The sequence below is a fragment of the Actinosynnema mirum DSM 43827 genome, assembly GCF_000023245.1.
GTDB lineage: Bacteria > Actinomycetota > Actinomycetes > Mycobacteriales > Pseudonocardiaceae > Actinosynnema > Actinosynnema mirum.
Window position 1 is genome coordinate 6,091,682 of sequence record NC_013093.1, and the last position, 14,949, is coordinate 6,106,630.

Genomic DNA, 14,949 nt, shown 5'->3' on the forward strand with positions numbered 1-14,949 from the left:
AACTGGAGCCGGTAGGTGGAGCTGGGCGGCTGCGGGCGGGCCGCCCCGGCCGTGGTGGCCGGGGCGGTCGCGGGGGTGGCAGTCGCGCGGTCGGGCGCGGTCACTCGGCCCCCATCCGCTGGAGCACGACGACCGAGCGCGCGGTGGCGGTGACGCTGCCGCCCGCCGGGATCGTGGGCTCGTCCTGCGGGAACGCGGCGATCTCGCCGGTCGCGGTGTCGATGACCACGGCCCACTCCGGGCCGTAGCCCTCGCCGGGGAGGGTGATCTCGATGTCCTCGTGGTGGGCGTTGAACACCACCAGGAACGAGTCGTCCTCGACCTTCATGCCGCGCTGGTCGAGGTCCGGGATGCCCTTGCCGTTGAGGAACACCGAGACGCAGCGGCCGAAGCCGTCCTCCCAGTTCTGCTCGGTCATCTCCTCGCCCGCCGGGGTGAACCACGCGATGTCGCGCAGCTCCTCGCCCTTGCGGATGGGCCTGCCCTGGAAGAAGCGCCTGCGCCGGAACACCGGGTGCTTCTTGCGGAAGTCGGTCAGGCCCGAGGTGAAGTCGAGCAGCGGCTGGTTCTTCTCCAGCAGCGTCCAGTCGACCCAGGACAGCTCGTTGTCCTGGCAGTAGGCGTTGTTGTTGCCCTGCTGGGTGCGGCCGAGCTCGTCGCCGTGCAGCAGCATCGGCACGCCCTGGGACAGCAGCAGCGTGGTGAGCAGGTTGCGCCGCTGGCGCTCGCGCAGCTCGTTGACCTCGGGGTCGTCGGTGGGGCCCTCGACGCCGCAGTTCCACGAGCGGTTGTCGTCCGCGCCGTCGCGGCCGTCCTCGCCGTTGGCCAGGTTGTGCTTGTCGTTGTACGAGACGAGGTCGGTGAGGGTGAAGCCGTCGTGCGCGGTGACGAAGTTGATCGACGCGTACGGCCTGCGCCCGTCCTCCTTGTACAGGTCGGAGGAGCCGGTGAAGCGGGAGGCGAACTCGCCGAGGGTGGCGGGCTCGCCGCGCCAGAAGTCGCGGGCGGTGTCGCGGTACTTGCCGTTCCACTCGGTCCACAGCGGCGGGAAGTTGCCGACCTGGTAGCCGCCGGGGCCGACGTCCCACGGCTCGGCGATGAGCTTGACCTGGCTGACCACCGGGTCCTGCTGCACCAGGTCGAAGAACGTCGACAGCCGGTCCACGTCGTAGAACTCGCGGGCCAGGGTGGCGGCGAGGTCGAAGCGGAAGCCGTCGACGTGCATCTCGGTGACCCAGTAGCGCAGCGAGTCCATGATGAGCTGCAGCGTGTGCGGGCTGCGCACGTTCATGGAGTTGCCGGTGCCGGTGTAGTCCATGTAGTACTTCGGCTCGTCCTCGACCAGGCGGTAGTAGGCCTGGTTGTCGATGCCGCGCATGGACAGGGTCGGCCCGAGGTGGTTGCCCTCGGCGGTGTGGTTGTAGACCACGTCGAGGATGACCTCGATGCCCGCCTCGTGCAGCGCCCTGACCATGCCCTTGAACTCCTGGACCTGGCCGGCGTCGTGCCCGAGCGCGGAGTAGCCGTCGTGCGGGGCGAAGAACCCGATCGTGTTGTAGCCCCAGTAGTTGCGCAGCTCCTTCTCGACCAGGCCGTGGTCGGTGACGAACTGGTGCACCGGCATCAGCTCGATGGCGTTGACGCCGAGCTTCTTCAGGTGGTCGATGATCACCGGGTGGGCCAGGCCCGCGTAGGTGCCGCGCAGCCGCTCGGGGACCTCCGGGTGCCGCATCGTCAGGCCCCGGACGTGCGCCTCGTAGATGACGGTCTCGTTGTAGGGGATCTTCGGCGGGCGGTCGTTGGCCCAGTCGAAGAACGGGTTGACCACGAGCGACAGCGGCACGTGGCCCGCCGAGTCCTGGTCGTTGCGGGCGTCGGGGTCGCCGAAGGGGTAGCCGAACAGCGACTCGTGCCACTTCACCTCGCCGTCGATGGCCTTGGCGTAGGGGTCGATGAGGAGCTTGTTCGGGTTGCAGCGCAGGCCCTGCTCAGGCTGGTGCGGGCCGTGCACGCGGTAGCCGTAGCGCTGGCCGGGGCCGATGCCGAGCAGGTAGCCGTGGTGGACGAAGCCGTCGACCTCGGGGAGCCTGACGCGCTCCTCGTTGCCCTCGTCGTCGAACAGGCACAGCTCGACCCATTCTCCTGCCTCGGAGAACAGGGTGAAGTTGGTGCCGACGCCGTCGTACGTGGCGCCGAGCGGGTAGGGCGTTCCAGGCCAGGGCCGCAACGGTGCTCCTAGAGGTGCATGTCCTAGTCGGGTCTCGGAGAGCCGGGTCGTCCCGATGCGGTGCACCACCGGGTCGGTCTGCGGGGACGGCCGGGCGGTCCGTGGTTCGGCGGCCGGGCGGTGGCGGCCCCGCGCTGGGCCGCTGCCGCCGGTGCCGGGGTCAGGCTCTGCCGGTGTGGGCGCGCACCAGCTGGCCCCTGCTCGCGACGAGCAGCAGCCTGGCCTCCTGGAACTCCTGGTAGCGCAGGTGCTCGCAGGCGGCCTCGGCGCAGGCGCGCGCCTGCCGCAGTGCCTCGTTCGTGGGCTCGCCCGGCAGGTCGAGCGCGTCGCGGAGGACGCTCTCGGCGCGCCGGGAGCCCTCGGCCGGGTCGCCGAGGGAGCTGGGGCGGACCGAGGCGAGGACCTTCTCGACCGCCAGTTCCAGCTCGTCCGCGGGGTTCGTGGTGAGCTGGGCGGGGATGACCGCTGTCGCTGCGGGCATGACCAGATCGGTGTTCACGGGGTCGTGCCACCTCCAACCGTGTCGTGGTGATGACGGGGTCGAACGGTACGCCGCAGGCGTGCTGCCTGCGGTTACAGCCGTGTTCCCGACCTGCGGGCCCGTCATCGGGCACGTCCCGCGCGCAACGCGGCGGCGATGGCGCGCACGCGCGGGTCGGTCAGGAAGGCGTCCAGCCCGCCGGGGAGCGGGATGCGCCAGTTCGGGTACTGGTCGACGGTTCCTGGCAGGTTCGGCTGGCGGGTCTCGCCCACCGCGTCCTGCGGGGAGGTCAGCACGAGCACCGAAGGCGCCTCGGCGAGCAGCGCGTGGAACGACACGAGCAGGTCGTCACCGAGGACCCCTTCCTGCCGCAGCAGCTCGACCAACTGGTCTCGTTCAGCCTCGGCGGCCTCGAATTCCCCTTTCGGGTCGACTTCAAACAACCCGAGTTCGGCCCTGATCCGGACGTGCTCGGCCTGCAGGAACCCGGCGAGCGTCGGCAGGTCGTGGGTGGACACGCTCGCCATCGCGGAGGTGGTCCAGCCCTTGGGCGGGATGAGGGGGTGGCCGGGCTGGTCGTAGTCGCGCTGGAACCACAGGACGGCGGAGCTGAGGGCGCCGCGCTCGTGCAGCTCCTCGGTGACGCGGTCCTCGACGGTGCCCAGGTCCTCGCCGACGACGACGGCGCCCGCGCGGTGCGCCTCCAGGGTGAGGACGGCGAGCATGGCGTCGGCGTCGTAGTGCACGTACGTGCCGCGCTTGGCGGGCTCGCCCGGCGGGATCCACCACAGCCGCCACAGCCCGGCGACGTGGTCGACGCGGATGCCGTCGGCGTGCCGCAGGACGCCGCGCAGCACGGCGCGGAACGGCTCGTAGCCCTGCTCGGCGAGGCGGTCGGGGCGCCACGGCGGCAGGTTCCAGTCCTGGCCGAGCTGGTTGAAGGCGTCCGGCGGGGCTCCGACGCGCACGCCCGCGGCGAAGGCGTCGCGCAGGGCCCAGGTGTCGGCGCCGCCGGGGTGCACGCCGACCGGGAGGTCGTGGACGATGCCGACGGGCATGGCGGAGGCGGCGGCGCGGGCGTCGGCGAGCTGGCGCTCGCACAGGGTCTGGAGCCAGGCGTGGAAGGCGACGCGCTCGGGGTCGGCGGTGGCGGTGGCCGGGTCCTGCTGGTCGGCGGGCCAGTGCCGCCAGTCGGGGCCGTGCCGCTCGGCGATGGCGCAGAACCGGGCGAAGTCCAGGAGGTCGGGGTCCTCGGGGAGGTCGTGCTCGCGGTCGGACCAGAGCAGTTCGAGCGCGGCCCTCTTCGCGGCCCACACGGCGTCGTAGTCGATCAGGTCGGCGTTCTCCGGGCGCTGGGCCACGACCGCGCGCCGGACCTCGGCCGGGGCGCGGTGGAACTCCTCCAGGTCGGTGACGCGCAGGTACAGCGGGTTGGCGAACCGGCGGCTGCTCGGCGAGTAGGGCGATCGCTCGACCGGGTGAGTGGGGCTGATGGCCTGCACCGGGTTGACCAGCAGGACGCCCGCGCCCAGCTCGGTGGCGGAGCGGCGGGCGGTGGTGGCGAGGTCGCCGTAGTCGCCCATGCCCCAGGACTGCTCGGAGCGCATCGCGTACAGCTGGAGCATCCAGCCCCAGGCCCTGGGGACCGGCGGGAGCCTCGTCGGGGCGACGACGACGGTGCGGGCGCCGAGGCGGTGGTAGCCGAGCGGGAGGACGGCCGGGAGCCGGGCGGAACCGCCGTCCTCCAGGGCGACCGTCCCGTCGCCCTCCAGGAGCTCGCCCTCGCGCAGGACGATCGTGGCGGGCGGCGGGGTCGGGACGGCGAGCGCGGCGCGGACGGCCTCCGGGGTGGAGGCGTCGACGCCGAGCTGGGCCAGCACGGCCACGACCACGTCGGCGTCCACCTCGACCCGCGTGTCGCCCGAGTCCTCGTACCAGGTGGCGACTCCGTGCGCACGGGCCAGCGCGGCCAGCTCCTCGTCCACGCTGGACAGCTTCGTCCGGGGCGGGTGGTCGAGGCCAGGCAGGTCAGGCGGGGTCACCCGATGGTTGCAGGAAGCCGCACTACCGGATGGCCCGGTCGAGTGGCTGGGAACGGTGCCGGCCTCGGGGGCGGGGTCGGGCGGGACGGTTTCCTCGGGCCGGGCGGCGCTGCCGGGCGGGGGCGTGGTGCTGGTCGGCTGGTTCGCGGAGTCGGCCACGGTGGGGGAATGCCCGAGCGGGGGCCGGTCGAACCCGCAGGCGCCGCACGGGTTTCGGGGGTGGGGGCGCGGTGCGAAACCGGAGAAAAGACCAAGAGCACCGGGTCGCAGCCGGGGCCTAGGGTGCGACGGTCGTGGGGTTCGCGCCGCTGCGCGGCGCGGGACCGCTGGACCCCCGCACCACGAGTTGCGCCGAGGGCGGGGCGAGCGCCTCCGGGTGCGGCTGGGCGTCGCCGCGCAGGGCGGACAGCAGCGCGGCCGTGGCGTGCTCGCCGCGTTCGCGCCACGCGCCCTCCACGGCGGTGATGCCCACCGCCCGCGCCAGCTCCGCGCCCTCCAGGCTGACCACCGACACGTCCTCGCGGCCGTCCCGGCGCAGCCGCAGGTACGCGCCGAGCGCCATCTCGCCGCTGGAGCTGATCACCGCCGTGGGCAGGGCCCCGCCGTCGAGCAGCGCGTCGACCACCTGCTCGCCGCCCGCGACCGTCGGCGAGGACCACACCGTCCACTCCGGACGCACCACCAGCCCCTCGGCGGCCAGCACCCCGTCCAGGGACTCGTCCACGTCCTCGGCGAGCACCAGCGCGACCTCGCGGTGGCCGTGCCCGATGAGGTGCCTGGCGGCCAGCGCGACGGCCTCGCCCAGGTCGCCGTCCTCCACCAGCACGACCGGCACACCGGCCCCGTCCAGCGCGGCGCGCTCGGCCTCGGTGGGCCTTATGGCCAGCGCCAGCACCCCGTCGACGCGGCGGCCGGTGGGCACCTGGTCGAAGAAGCGGGCGCGCGCGGCGGGGTCGTTGAGCACGTACAGCAGCACGTCGTAGCCCGCCTCGCGCAGCGCGGACTCGGCGCCCGCGAGCAGGTCGCCGAGCCCGACGTCGGCGGTGAGCACCGCGACCGCGTAGCGCCTGCCGCCCGCGAGGCTGGAGGCGTCGCGGGCGATCGCGTAGCGCATCCGCTTGGCCACCTCGGCGACGTGCTCGCGGGTGCTCTCCGACACCCCCGGCTCGCCGCGCAGCGCGCGCGACACCGTCGCCGCGGAGACCCCGGCGGCCTTCGCCACGTCGGACATGCTGGTCATCCCCACCTCCAGGCTTCACCCGAGGGTATCGAGAACCTCCCGGCGACCCGCCGCCGAGCGGTCCTGGGACGATCATGGCCAGGCACCGCACCCCGTCGAGAGGACCCCCCGATGAAGCCAGGCGATCCGGTCAACGACTTCACGCTGCCCGACCAGGACGGCGAACCGCGCACCCTGTCCGCGCTGCTGGCGGACGGGCCGGTGGTGCTGTTCTTCTACCCGTCGGCGATGACCAGCGGGTGCACGGCCGAGAGCTGCCACTTCCGGGACCTGGCCGCCGAGTTCGCGCAGGCGGGCGCGCAGCGGGTGGGCATCAGCACGGACTCGGTGGCGCGGCAGAAGCAGTTCGCGGACATCAACAGCTTCGACTACCCGCTGCTGTCCGACGCGGACGGGGCGGTGGCCGAGGCGTTCGGGGTGAAGCGGCGGTTCGGGCCGCTGCCGGTGAAGCGGCACACGTTCGTGATCGGGACGGACCTGACGGTGCTGGAGGTGATCAAGTCGGAGTTCGCGATGAACGCGCACGCCGACAAGGCGCTGGCGGTGCTGCGGGAGCGCGGCTGACGGTCAGCCGACGCCGGGGGCCAGCCGACGCGCCAGGTCGAGCTGGTCCTCGCCCGTGGGCAGGAGGCCGATGATCGGGGTGTCGACGCCGTTGGCGGCGTACTGGGCGATTTCGCTGCGGCACCGCTCGGGGCTGCCGTGCACGACGAGCGCGTCGACGACCTCGTCGGGCACGAGCGCGTTGGCCTCCGTGCGCCTGCCCGCCGCCCACGCCTCGCGCATGGGGGTGAGGGCCTCGCCGCGCCCGAGCCAGTCGTGGAAGGCGGCGTAGGCGGGGACGGTCAGGTAGGCGCAGATCAGGGCGCGGCCGAGGGCGCGGGCGGCGTCGGCGTCCTCGGTGGGGCAGACGAAGATGCGGGCGGCCAGCTCCTTGTCGGGGCCGAGGGCCTCGCGCACGCGCGGGACGTCCTCGGCGGCGAGCCAGTTGGTGATGGCCCCGTCGGCCTCCCGCGCGGCGAGGCGGAGCATCCCCGGCCGCAGCGCCGCGAGCACGATCGGCACGTGGTGCTCGGGCGCTTTCTCAAGCCGGAAGCCGCTGACGCTGAACGTGGGGTACTCGCGGGTGACCTTCTCCCCCGCGAGCGCGGCGCGCAGGAACCGGAGGGTGTCGCGGGTGCGGGCGTACGGCTCGGCGAACTCGGCGCCGTTCCACCGGGTGACGATGGCGGGCGAGGAGGACCCGATCCCGAGCACGAACCGCCCGCCGGAGACCTCGGCGAGCGTGGCGGCCGACATGGCGAGCAGCGCCGGGCCTCGGGTGTAGACGGGCGCGATGGCGGTGCCGAGGCGGACCTCGGGGGACCACTGGGCGGCGAGGGCGAGCGGGGTGAACGCGTCGGAGCCGGAGGTCTCGGCGGACCAGACGTCGGTGTAGCCGAGGGCGGTGAGCTCGGCGACGAGGGCGCGGTGGTCCGGGATGGGGACCCCGGTGAGCGGCAGCGTGACACCCCAACGACCCACGGTGGCCTCCCAGAGCTCCAGGTGCACGCACCGTACCGCAGGGTACCGACCGGTCGGTATGCCGAACGGGGGAATGAGAGGGGGCCGGTTCGGTGGGGAGCCCGCCTCGACGGGGTCCGGCGCGAGGAACGCGGTCCACGAGGAACGCGGTCGGCGGAGAGCCTGGTCGACGGGGAGCCTGGTCGGCGGGAGTCGCGGGCTCGTCGTTGAGCCGTCCCGCCACCCGGATCTGCGACCCGGAGTGTTTAGCGTCCCCGATCAGGGGCACCCAAGAGGTGCACAGGCCCGCCAGGAGACGGGAAAGACAACCTCAGAGCGCGATCCCGCGCTGAGCCAGCCACCCGACCGGGTCGATCTTCTGGCCGCCGTTGAGCCACACCTCGAAGTGCAGGTGCGGGCCGGTGGACTGACCGCGGTTGCCCATGGTGGCGATCTGCTGGCCCGCCGACACCCTGGTGCCCGCGTAGGCCACGATCGTGTCCACGTGCCCGTACACGGTCACCGTGCCGTCGTCGTGCTGCACGCGCACCCACAGGCCGAAGCCCGACGCGGAGCCCGCCTCGATCACGGTGCCGTCCATCGCCGACACGATCGGGGTGCCGATCGAGTTCGCGATGTCGATGCCGTAGTGCGTGGTGCCCCAGCGGGCGCCGAAGCCGGACGTGAAGGAGCCCTGCGCGGGCTTCACGACCTTCGGCCGCTTCGCCGCCTCCTCGGCCTCCTTGCGCGCCTTCTCGGCGGCCTCGGCCTCCTGCTGCTTGCGCAGCTCCTCCTGCTTCACCGCGTAGTCGGCGCTCGCCTGCTGCACCACGCGGTCGACCTGCTGGAGCGCCACCATGCCCTCGCCGCGCACGAGCTTCGCGGACTCCAGGCCGGGGTTCACCTCGTGCACGGTCAGGAGCGCGCCGGACGCCTGCGCGGGCGCCCCCTCGCTCGGAACCAGCAGCGCGCCCGCCAGGTCTCCCCCGGCGGCGAGCGGGATGGCGCTGGTGCCGACCGCGGTGAAGAAGCCCGAGCCGGTCGCGATGGCGCCCGCGACGACGGCTGCGGCGGTGACCCGGCCACGCAGCGGGGACCTGTCGTCCTCCGCGCGGTGCGAGCCGCGACGACCGGGCGCGGGAGCCTTCGGCGGTGCCGTGAAGGCGGTGCGACCGGGGGCGTGCGTGTGGCGGGCCAACTTTCCTCCAGGCATTTCGGGGGGCTCGGTCCAGGACACCCGGCCGGGGGACCGGGTGGAGGTGCCTTCGGGGAGCACCTCCGTTGCCTGCTAGAGACCGAACCGTGACATGCGGCGGAGAACGTAACCCGACGTCACGAAACTGGGCAACCCATTCGTGACGAACTGCGGAGATTTAGTGAGATAGCCCACCGCTGATTACACAGCGTGTTCAAAGACGGAGACGTCTCGCCGACCGGCCGTTATCTACGCAGGTCAACCCCGTGTCCTCCGAACCGGTTCAGAGATCAACCCCGGCGAACCCTCGCGCGGGCCGCCGAGCCCACCCGCCCCGGAATCGCCCCTCTGACCAGCCCGTTCGCCGGTGATCGACAAAGCCGGGAACAGGGCCCAAAACCGAGGTTTGCCCCCGAACGCGTGACGAAGCGTGGCTGGGCCGAACGGCGGAACCACCCACCCGCCACCGGGTTCCGCGCACCGGAAAAGCAGTGGTCCCCGCCCCGCGGAAGCGGGACGGGGACCACGGTCACCACGGGCGACCAGCCGATCACCCCACGTCCACCGGGAGACCCCGGCGGGCGGTGGGCGCTACCGGTACTTGGTCGCCGGGGGCAGCGGAACGGCGGGCAGCCCCTCGTGGATCTTGTTCATCGCGTTGAACCACGTCGGGGCCGCGACCTCACCACCGGTCAGACCGTCCCGCCCGTGCCCGCACAGCCGGACCGGGTTGCCGCAGAGGACCTGCGGAGCCGCGCCGTCGGTGAAGGTCAGGGCCGCGCCCGCGTACTGCATCGTGGCGCCCATGAAGCCCACCGACCAGTAGTTCTCGGTGGTGCCGGTCTTGCCGATGGTCGGCCGGTTCCAGCCCGCCCTGGACGCCGCGCCCGCCGCGGTGCCGCCGGGGAGGGTGTCGTGGCTCATGCCCTGGGCCAGCGCCGCCGCCAGCTCCGGGGACACGGCCTGCTCGCAGGCCGCCTCCTGGAGCTGGACCGGGTTGCCGTTGCGGTCCAGGACCTGCTCGATCGGGGTCGGCGGGCACCAGGTGCCCTCGCTCACGATCGTCGCCGACACGTTCGCCAGCTCCAGCACGCTCGTCGGACCCGCGCCGAGGGTGAACGACCCCATGTTGCCCTGCTTCACGGCCTCGCCCTGCGACGGACCGTTGGACTTGTCCTCCTTGAGCGGGTCACCCGCCAGGTTGACGCCCTGCATCCCCTCGCGCAGACCCAGCCGGTAGGCCATGTCCACGACGTTGTTCAGCCCCGCCTGCTCCTGCAGGATGATGAAACCGGTGTTGGGCGAGGTGGCCAGCGCCTTGGTGAGGGTCATGCTGGTGTCGGCGCCGTTGGAGTAGTTCTTGACGGTGTACCCCTTGTTGCCGTCCCGGTAGACCCGCGACGTGTAGAGGTTCGGGATCGGGACCGACCGGTCGATGCCGGTCTTGCCCTGCTCCATCGCCGCCGCGGCGGTGAACACCTTGTAGATCGAGCCCGCGCCGAACCTGGTCACCTCGGCGGGCAGCGAGTAAGCGCTCTGCCCGGCCTCGGCGTTGTTGCCGAAGTCCCGGTTGGCGGCCAGCGCGCGGACGCGGTGCTTGTCCTTGCCCGGCTCCACCACGGCCATCGCGTTGGCGACACCGGGGGTGGTCTTGGAGACCTGGCCCTCGGCGGCCTCCTTGACGGCCACCGTCGCCTTCGCGTCCATCGTCGACCTGATGGTGAGGCCGCCCCTGCGCAGGTCGTCCTCGGTCAGGCCGTGCTCCAGCAGGTAGTCGATCAGGTAGCGGCAGAACGAGCCGTAGATCGGCCCGTCGCCCGCGCCGACGCACCCCATGGGCAGCAGCTTGAGGTCCTCGACCACGCCGATGGGCGCGGCCTTGTACTCCTCGGTCAGCTGGTCGGCCCGCGTGGTGTCCTCGCCGAACGCGCCGTTGTCGCGCATGTAGTCGATGACCGTGTTGCGCCGCTCCATGGCGGCGTCCGCGCCGGCCTCCGGGTTCAGCGCGCTCGGCCGGTTGACCAGGCCCGCCAGCAGGGCGGCCTGCGGGACGGTCAGCTTGTCGGCCGTGGTGTTGAAGTACGTCTGCGCCGCGGCGCCGACGCCGTAGGTGCCGTTGCCGAACGGCACGACGTTCAGGTATGCGGTGAGGATCTCCTCCTTCGTCATCTTCTGCTCGAGCTGCATGGCGATGCGCGCCTCGCTCAGCTTGCGCGCCATCGTGGCAGCCGTCGCCTTCTCGTACGCCTCATCGGAGCCCTTGCCCACCACGAACGCGAGGTAGTTCTTCACGTACTGCTGGGTGAGCGTGGACGCGCCCTGGGAGGTCTCACCCTCGACGCCCGCCTTCGCGGCGGCGCGCATGATGCCCTGCCAGTCGACGCCCTGGTGCTCGAAGAACCTGCGGTCCTCGATCGCGATGATCGCGGCCTTCATCGTGTCGGCGATGTCCTCGAACGCCACCGGGATGCGGTACTGGTCGTACAGGTAGGCGATGGGCTGCCCATCCTTGTCCTGGATGGTGGTGACCAGAGGCAGCTCGGCCTTGGTCAGCTCGCCAGAGGTCTGGTCGACGGTGTCGGCGGCGCGGTTGGAGGCCAACCCCAGACCACCGACGACGGGGAAGAGCACGGCGGCGACGAGAACCCCCGCCGTGAGGCACAACCCCACCATCTTGAGCAGACCTGTCGCACGTGCGGCGAACACTGAACCAGCAACCCCTTCCAGACCCGCGGGGAAACGACGCCCCTCCACAGATAAGTCGCGCGGGACCCGAACCCGGTTGCCTGGAGCGGCGAGGAAATTCCGGGTTGATCGTGCGCGACCTGACCCGCAAGTTACTCCTGCCCGGTTGTGGACGAGGTGAAACGCCAGGCAGACGAGGCCGTGGTGAGGCACGCGACAGCGCGGGAGGGCGGGAGGTCGGGACGGCCGGGTGACGATCACCGCCCGGCCGCCCCCGCCCGGCTACTTGGGCGCCAGCCGGATCGTCGCGCTGGCCCGCCGCACCTCGTCCACGCCGTGCTGCGGCAGCACGTCCTCCAGGAACCCGTACTCGCGCAGCTCCCGCTCGTCGCGCGCCCGCCGCCGCACCGTCCGCCACCACATCGCGATGTCCGCCCAGCCGGGGGCCGACAGCGACCCGCCGAAGTGCTGCGTGGACAGCGCCGCGCACAGGTTCGCGAACCGCACCCGCTGCGCCAGCGGCCAGCCCTCCAGGGTGCCCAGCACGAACCCGGCGCCGAACACGTCCCCGGCCCCGGTCGGGTCCAGCGCCGCCACGCTCAGCCCCGGCACGTCCGCCCGCTCCCCGGTGGCCGAGTCGACCGCGACCGCTCCCCCGCCGCCCCTGGTCACCACGACCACCGGCACCAGCTCGGCCAGCCGCTCGGCGGCCAGCTCCGGCGTGGACGAGCGGGTGTAGCTCATCGCCTCGACCGAGTTCGGCAGGAACGCGTCGTACCCGTCGAGCCTGGTCAGCAGGTCGGGCGCCCACGCCTCGGTGCGGTCCCAGCCGATGTCGGCGAACAGCAGCGCCCCGCCCTCCTTGGCCTTGCGCACCCACGCCTCGTCCTCGGCCTGCAGGTGCACGAAGCACGCGCGGGTCGACGGCGGCGGGTCGAGCAGCTCGTCGGCGGTGACGGGCGGCTGGTGGCCGTGGGTGACCATGCTCCGGTCGTGGTCCATCGCCATGGAGACGGTGACCGGGGTGTGCCAGCCGTAGAACCGGCGGCAGTGCCCCAGGTCCACCTTCTCCTGCTCGGCCAGCACCTCCCAGCAGAAGTCGGCGTAGACGTCCTCGCCGAACGCCGCCGACAGCCCGGTGCGCAGCTCCAGCCTGCGCAGGGCCACGGCCAGGTTGGCGATGCCGCCGGGGCAGGAGCCCAGCCCGTCCGCCCACACCTCGGTGCCGGGCGCGGGCGGGCGGGGCAGGCCGGTGAAGATGATGTCCAGGAACACCGTCCCGGACAGCAGCACGTCGAAGGACGGCGCCTCGTCGCTCATGCGCACACGATGCCGGCCCTAGGAGGCGGAGCGGTCCACCCGGTCGACCGCGGCGGCCATTTCCCGCATCCTGGTCAGCGCCCGGTGCTGGGCGACGCGGACCGCGCCGGGCGTGGAGCCGACGGCGGCGGCGGTCTCCTCGGCGGTGAGGCCGACCGCGACCCGCAGCACCAGGATCTCCCGCTGCCTGGCGGGCAGCTTGCCGAGCATCCGGGTGATGTGGCCGATCAGCTCGCCGTTGACCGCGCGCTGCTCGGGCCCGTCCTCCAGCGCCGGGGTGTCCGGCAGTTCGGGCACGACCTCGGAGCGGCTGCGCACCGCCCGCCTGCGCGCGTCGGCGACCTTGTGCGCGGCGATGCCGTAGACGAACGCCAGGAACGAGGTCGGCTCGTAGCGGTAGCGGCCCAGCGCGGCGACCACGGCCAGGCACACCTCCTGCGCGATGTCCTCGGCCGAGACCAGGGTGCGCTCGCGCATCCCGACCCTGGCCCGGCAGTAGCGCAGCACCAGCGGCTGGACCCGCGTCAGCAGCTGGTCGACCGCGCGCGGCCTGCCCGCCAGCGCGTGGTCGACCAGGTCGCCCAGCTCGGCCTCGGCCAGCCAGGCGGCGCTCGGCCCGCCGGGCTCGGGCTCCGGCCCGCTCCCGACCAGCCGGATCCGCCGCCCCTCCCCCGCCACGGCGCCGTCGCCGCCGACCGCCTCGATCCCCTCGATCTCGAAGTCAGCCCGCACGACTGCGTGGTGCCCCATCCGGCGACCCCCTCACGCTCGCGTCCACCCCGGCCGGATGCCGCCGGCTACTCGTAGGAGCGCGCAGCCGGGGCGCTGATACCTGATCGGGCCAAGCTGACCACGGGATTCGAGCTCACAGAGGCAAGAGCACCCGGTTGAGGGATCACGTGCACCGTTCGGCCCAGCGGAGTCGGGGGCTAGCGCACCAGGAGGAGTCGCCGCACCGCCGGGCAGCCCACCCGACGGCCTGAACAGGCCCGAACAGGGGTGGACCTCACGCTGTGACGGAGCGTCACGACGGGTGCGGCGGTCGGGTGGCGTGCGAGACGCGGGCGCGGGGGACCGCGCTCCTGCGGGACCCCACCAAGACGGCCCCCGCGATCACCGGGGAGCCGGGTTCCCGGCCAGGATGGGGGTGGAACGGCGCGGTGCGACGGAAGGACCCGGTACACAGTGATCGAGCAGATGAGCGTGCGGACGGACCAGGGCGTGTTCGACGCGATCGCCGCGGGCCCCGAGGACGGGCGCCCGGTGCTGCTGCTGCACGGCTTCCCGCAGGCGGCGGTGTGCTGGGAGCACCAGGTGGCGGTGCTCGGCCGCGAGGGCTACCGGGCGGTCGCGTTCGACCAGCGCGGCTACTCCCCCGGCGCCCGACCGGCCGAGGTGGCCGCGTACGGGATGGGGTCGCTGGTGGGCGACGTGCTCGCGGTGGCCGACGCGCTGGGCTGGCCGGTGTTCGACCTGGTCGGGCACGACTGGGGCGGGGCGGTGGCGTGGTGGGCGGCGGCCGAGCACCCGGAGCGGCTGCGCTCGCTGACCGTCGTGTCGACCCCGCACCCGGCCGCGCTCGGCGAGGCGATGCGCACCGACGAGGAGCAGCACCAGCGGTCCGGGTACATGGCGCAGCTGCGCTCGTCCGGCGCGGAGAAGCAGCTGCTCGCGAACGACGCGGAGGCGCTGCGGCGGATCTTCGACTGGCGGGTGCAGCCGGGCCGGGTGGACGAGTACGTGTCGCGGCTGAAGGAGCCGGGGGCGCTGACGGCGGCCCTCAACTGGTACCGGGCGAGCCGCCCCGACGGCCGGATCGGGAAGGTGACGACGCCCACCCTCTACGTGTGGACGACCGAGGACGTGGCCTTCGGCTCCACGGCCGCGCTGGCCACGGGCGACTGGGTGACCGGCCCTTACACCTTCCGGATGCTGGAGGACGTGTCGCACTGGGCGCCCGAGGAGGCCCCCGAGGCGGTCACCGCCCTGCTGCTGGCCAACCTGTCGATTTCATGATTTTCGACTTGTCGTTGAACCGTTACCGGGTCGTGGCACGTCTGCCTCACTATGACGGAGTTGACCTACTCGGAGCGTCGGGTTGCGACCCTCGCCGCGTGTGGACACAGCAACCGGGCCATCGCCATGCGGCTGCACATCACCGTGAGCACGGTAGAGCAGCACTTGACGAGGGTGTACCGGAAGCTGTCCGTGGCGAGCAGAACCGAGCTGAAGGGGCACAGCGCACTGGTGTGACCC

The 14,949-nt window shown here is 72.7% G+C and carries 12 protein-coding genes; 3 read left to right on the top strand and 9 right to left on the bottom strand.

All coding sequences use genetic code 11. From position 1 onward, the window contains the following. Positions 1–100 precede the first annotated feature (100 nt). From glgX to AMIR_RS25355, 4 genes are all read right to left on the bottom strand, one after another. Complete coding sequence (gene glgX, locus AMIR_RS25340) at positions 101–2,227, bottom strand: glycogen debranching protein GlgX (RefSeq protein WP_015803823.1); 2,127 nt, start codon at positions 2,225–2,227, stop codon at positions 101–103. A gap of 160 nt (positions 2,228–2,387) precedes the next feature. Continuing rightward, on the bottom strand, positions 2,388–2,726 hold the full coding sequence (locus AMIR_RS25345) for a hypothetical protein (RefSeq protein ID WP_015803824.1): 339 nt from the start codon (positions 2,724–2,726) through the stop codon (positions 2,388–2,390). Positions 2,727–2,830: 104 nt separating this feature from the next. Continuing rightward, positions 2,831–4,693, bottom strand: a complete 1,863-nt coding sequence (gene malQ, locus AMIR_RS25350) for a 4-alpha-glucanotransferase (protein ID WP_041837011.1) — start codon at positions 4,691–4,693, stop codon at positions 2,831–2,833. A gap of 334 nt (positions 4,694–5,027) precedes the next feature. After that, positions 5,028–5,990, bottom strand: a complete 963-nt coding sequence (locus AMIR_RS25355) for a LacI family DNA-binding transcriptional regulator (RefSeq protein ID WP_015803826.1) — start codon at positions 5,988–5,990, stop codon at positions 5,028–5,030. 111 nt (positions 5,991–6,101) lie between these two features. Here AMIR_RS25355 and AMIR_RS25360 point away from each other — a divergent pair, with 111 nt between their 5' ends. Further along, entirely contained in the window at positions 6,102–6,554 is a 453-nt protein-coding gene (locus tag AMIR_RS25360; protein ID WP_015803827.1) for a peroxiredoxin, read from the top strand. Positions 6,555–6,557: 3 nt separating this feature from the next. Here AMIR_RS25360 and AMIR_RS25365 read toward each other — a convergent pair whose 3' ends face one another. The 5 genes from AMIR_RS25365 to shbA all read right to left on the bottom strand — a co-directional run bounded on the left by AMIR_RS25365 (position 6,558) and on the right by shbA (position 13,293). Beyond that, positions 6,558–7,514, bottom strand: a complete 957-nt coding sequence (locus tag AMIR_RS25365; RefSeq protein WP_041838338.1) for an LLM class F420-dependent oxidoreductase — start codon at positions 7,512–7,514, stop codon at positions 6,558–6,560. A gap of 310 nt (positions 7,515–7,824) precedes the next feature. Beyond that, positions 7,825–8,691, bottom strand: a complete 867-nt coding sequence (locus AMIR_RS25370) for a M23 family metallopeptidase (protein ID WP_015803829.1) — start codon at positions 8,689–8,691, stop codon at positions 7,825–7,827. Positions 8,692–9,279: 588 nt separating this feature from the next. Continuing rightward, complete coding sequence (locus AMIR_RS25375; protein WP_240438678.1) at positions 9,280–11,394, bottom strand: transglycosylase domain-containing protein; 2,115 nt, start codon at positions 11,392–11,394, stop codon at positions 9,280–9,282. A 261-nt stretch (positions 11,395–11,655) separates the two neighbouring features. After that, on the bottom strand, positions 11,656–12,693 hold the full coding sequence (locus AMIR_RS25380) for a PfkB family carbohydrate kinase (RefSeq protein WP_041837012.1): 1,038 nt from the start codon (positions 12,691–12,693) through the stop codon (positions 11,656–11,658). A gap of 18 nt (positions 12,694–12,711) precedes the next feature. Continuing rightward, positions 12,712–13,293 carry an RNA polymerase sigma factor ShbA gene (gene shbA / locus AMIR_RS25385; protein WP_041838339.1) on the bottom strand — a complete coding sequence of 194 codons (582 nt, stop codon included), beginning with the start codon at positions 13,291–13,293 and terminating at the stop codon, positions 12,712–12,714. A gap of 585 nt (positions 13,294–13,878) precedes the next feature. Between shbA and AMIR_RS25390 the strand changes: the two genes are divergently transcribed. Both AMIR_RS25390 and AMIR_RS25395 read left to right on the top strand, forming a co-directional pair. Further along, positions 13,879–14,709, top strand: coding sequence for an alpha/beta fold hydrolase (locus tag AMIR_RS25390; protein WP_041837013.1), 831 nt, complete (start codon positions 13,879–13,881; stop codon positions 14,707–14,709). A 51-nt stretch (positions 14,710–14,760) separates the two neighbouring features. Further along, positions 14,761–14,946, top strand: coding sequence for a helix-turn-helix domain-containing protein (locus AMIR_RS25395; RefSeq protein WP_041837014.1), 186 nt, complete (start codon positions 14,761–14,763; stop codon positions 14,944–14,946). Positions 14,947–14,949: the final 3 nt, after the last annotated feature.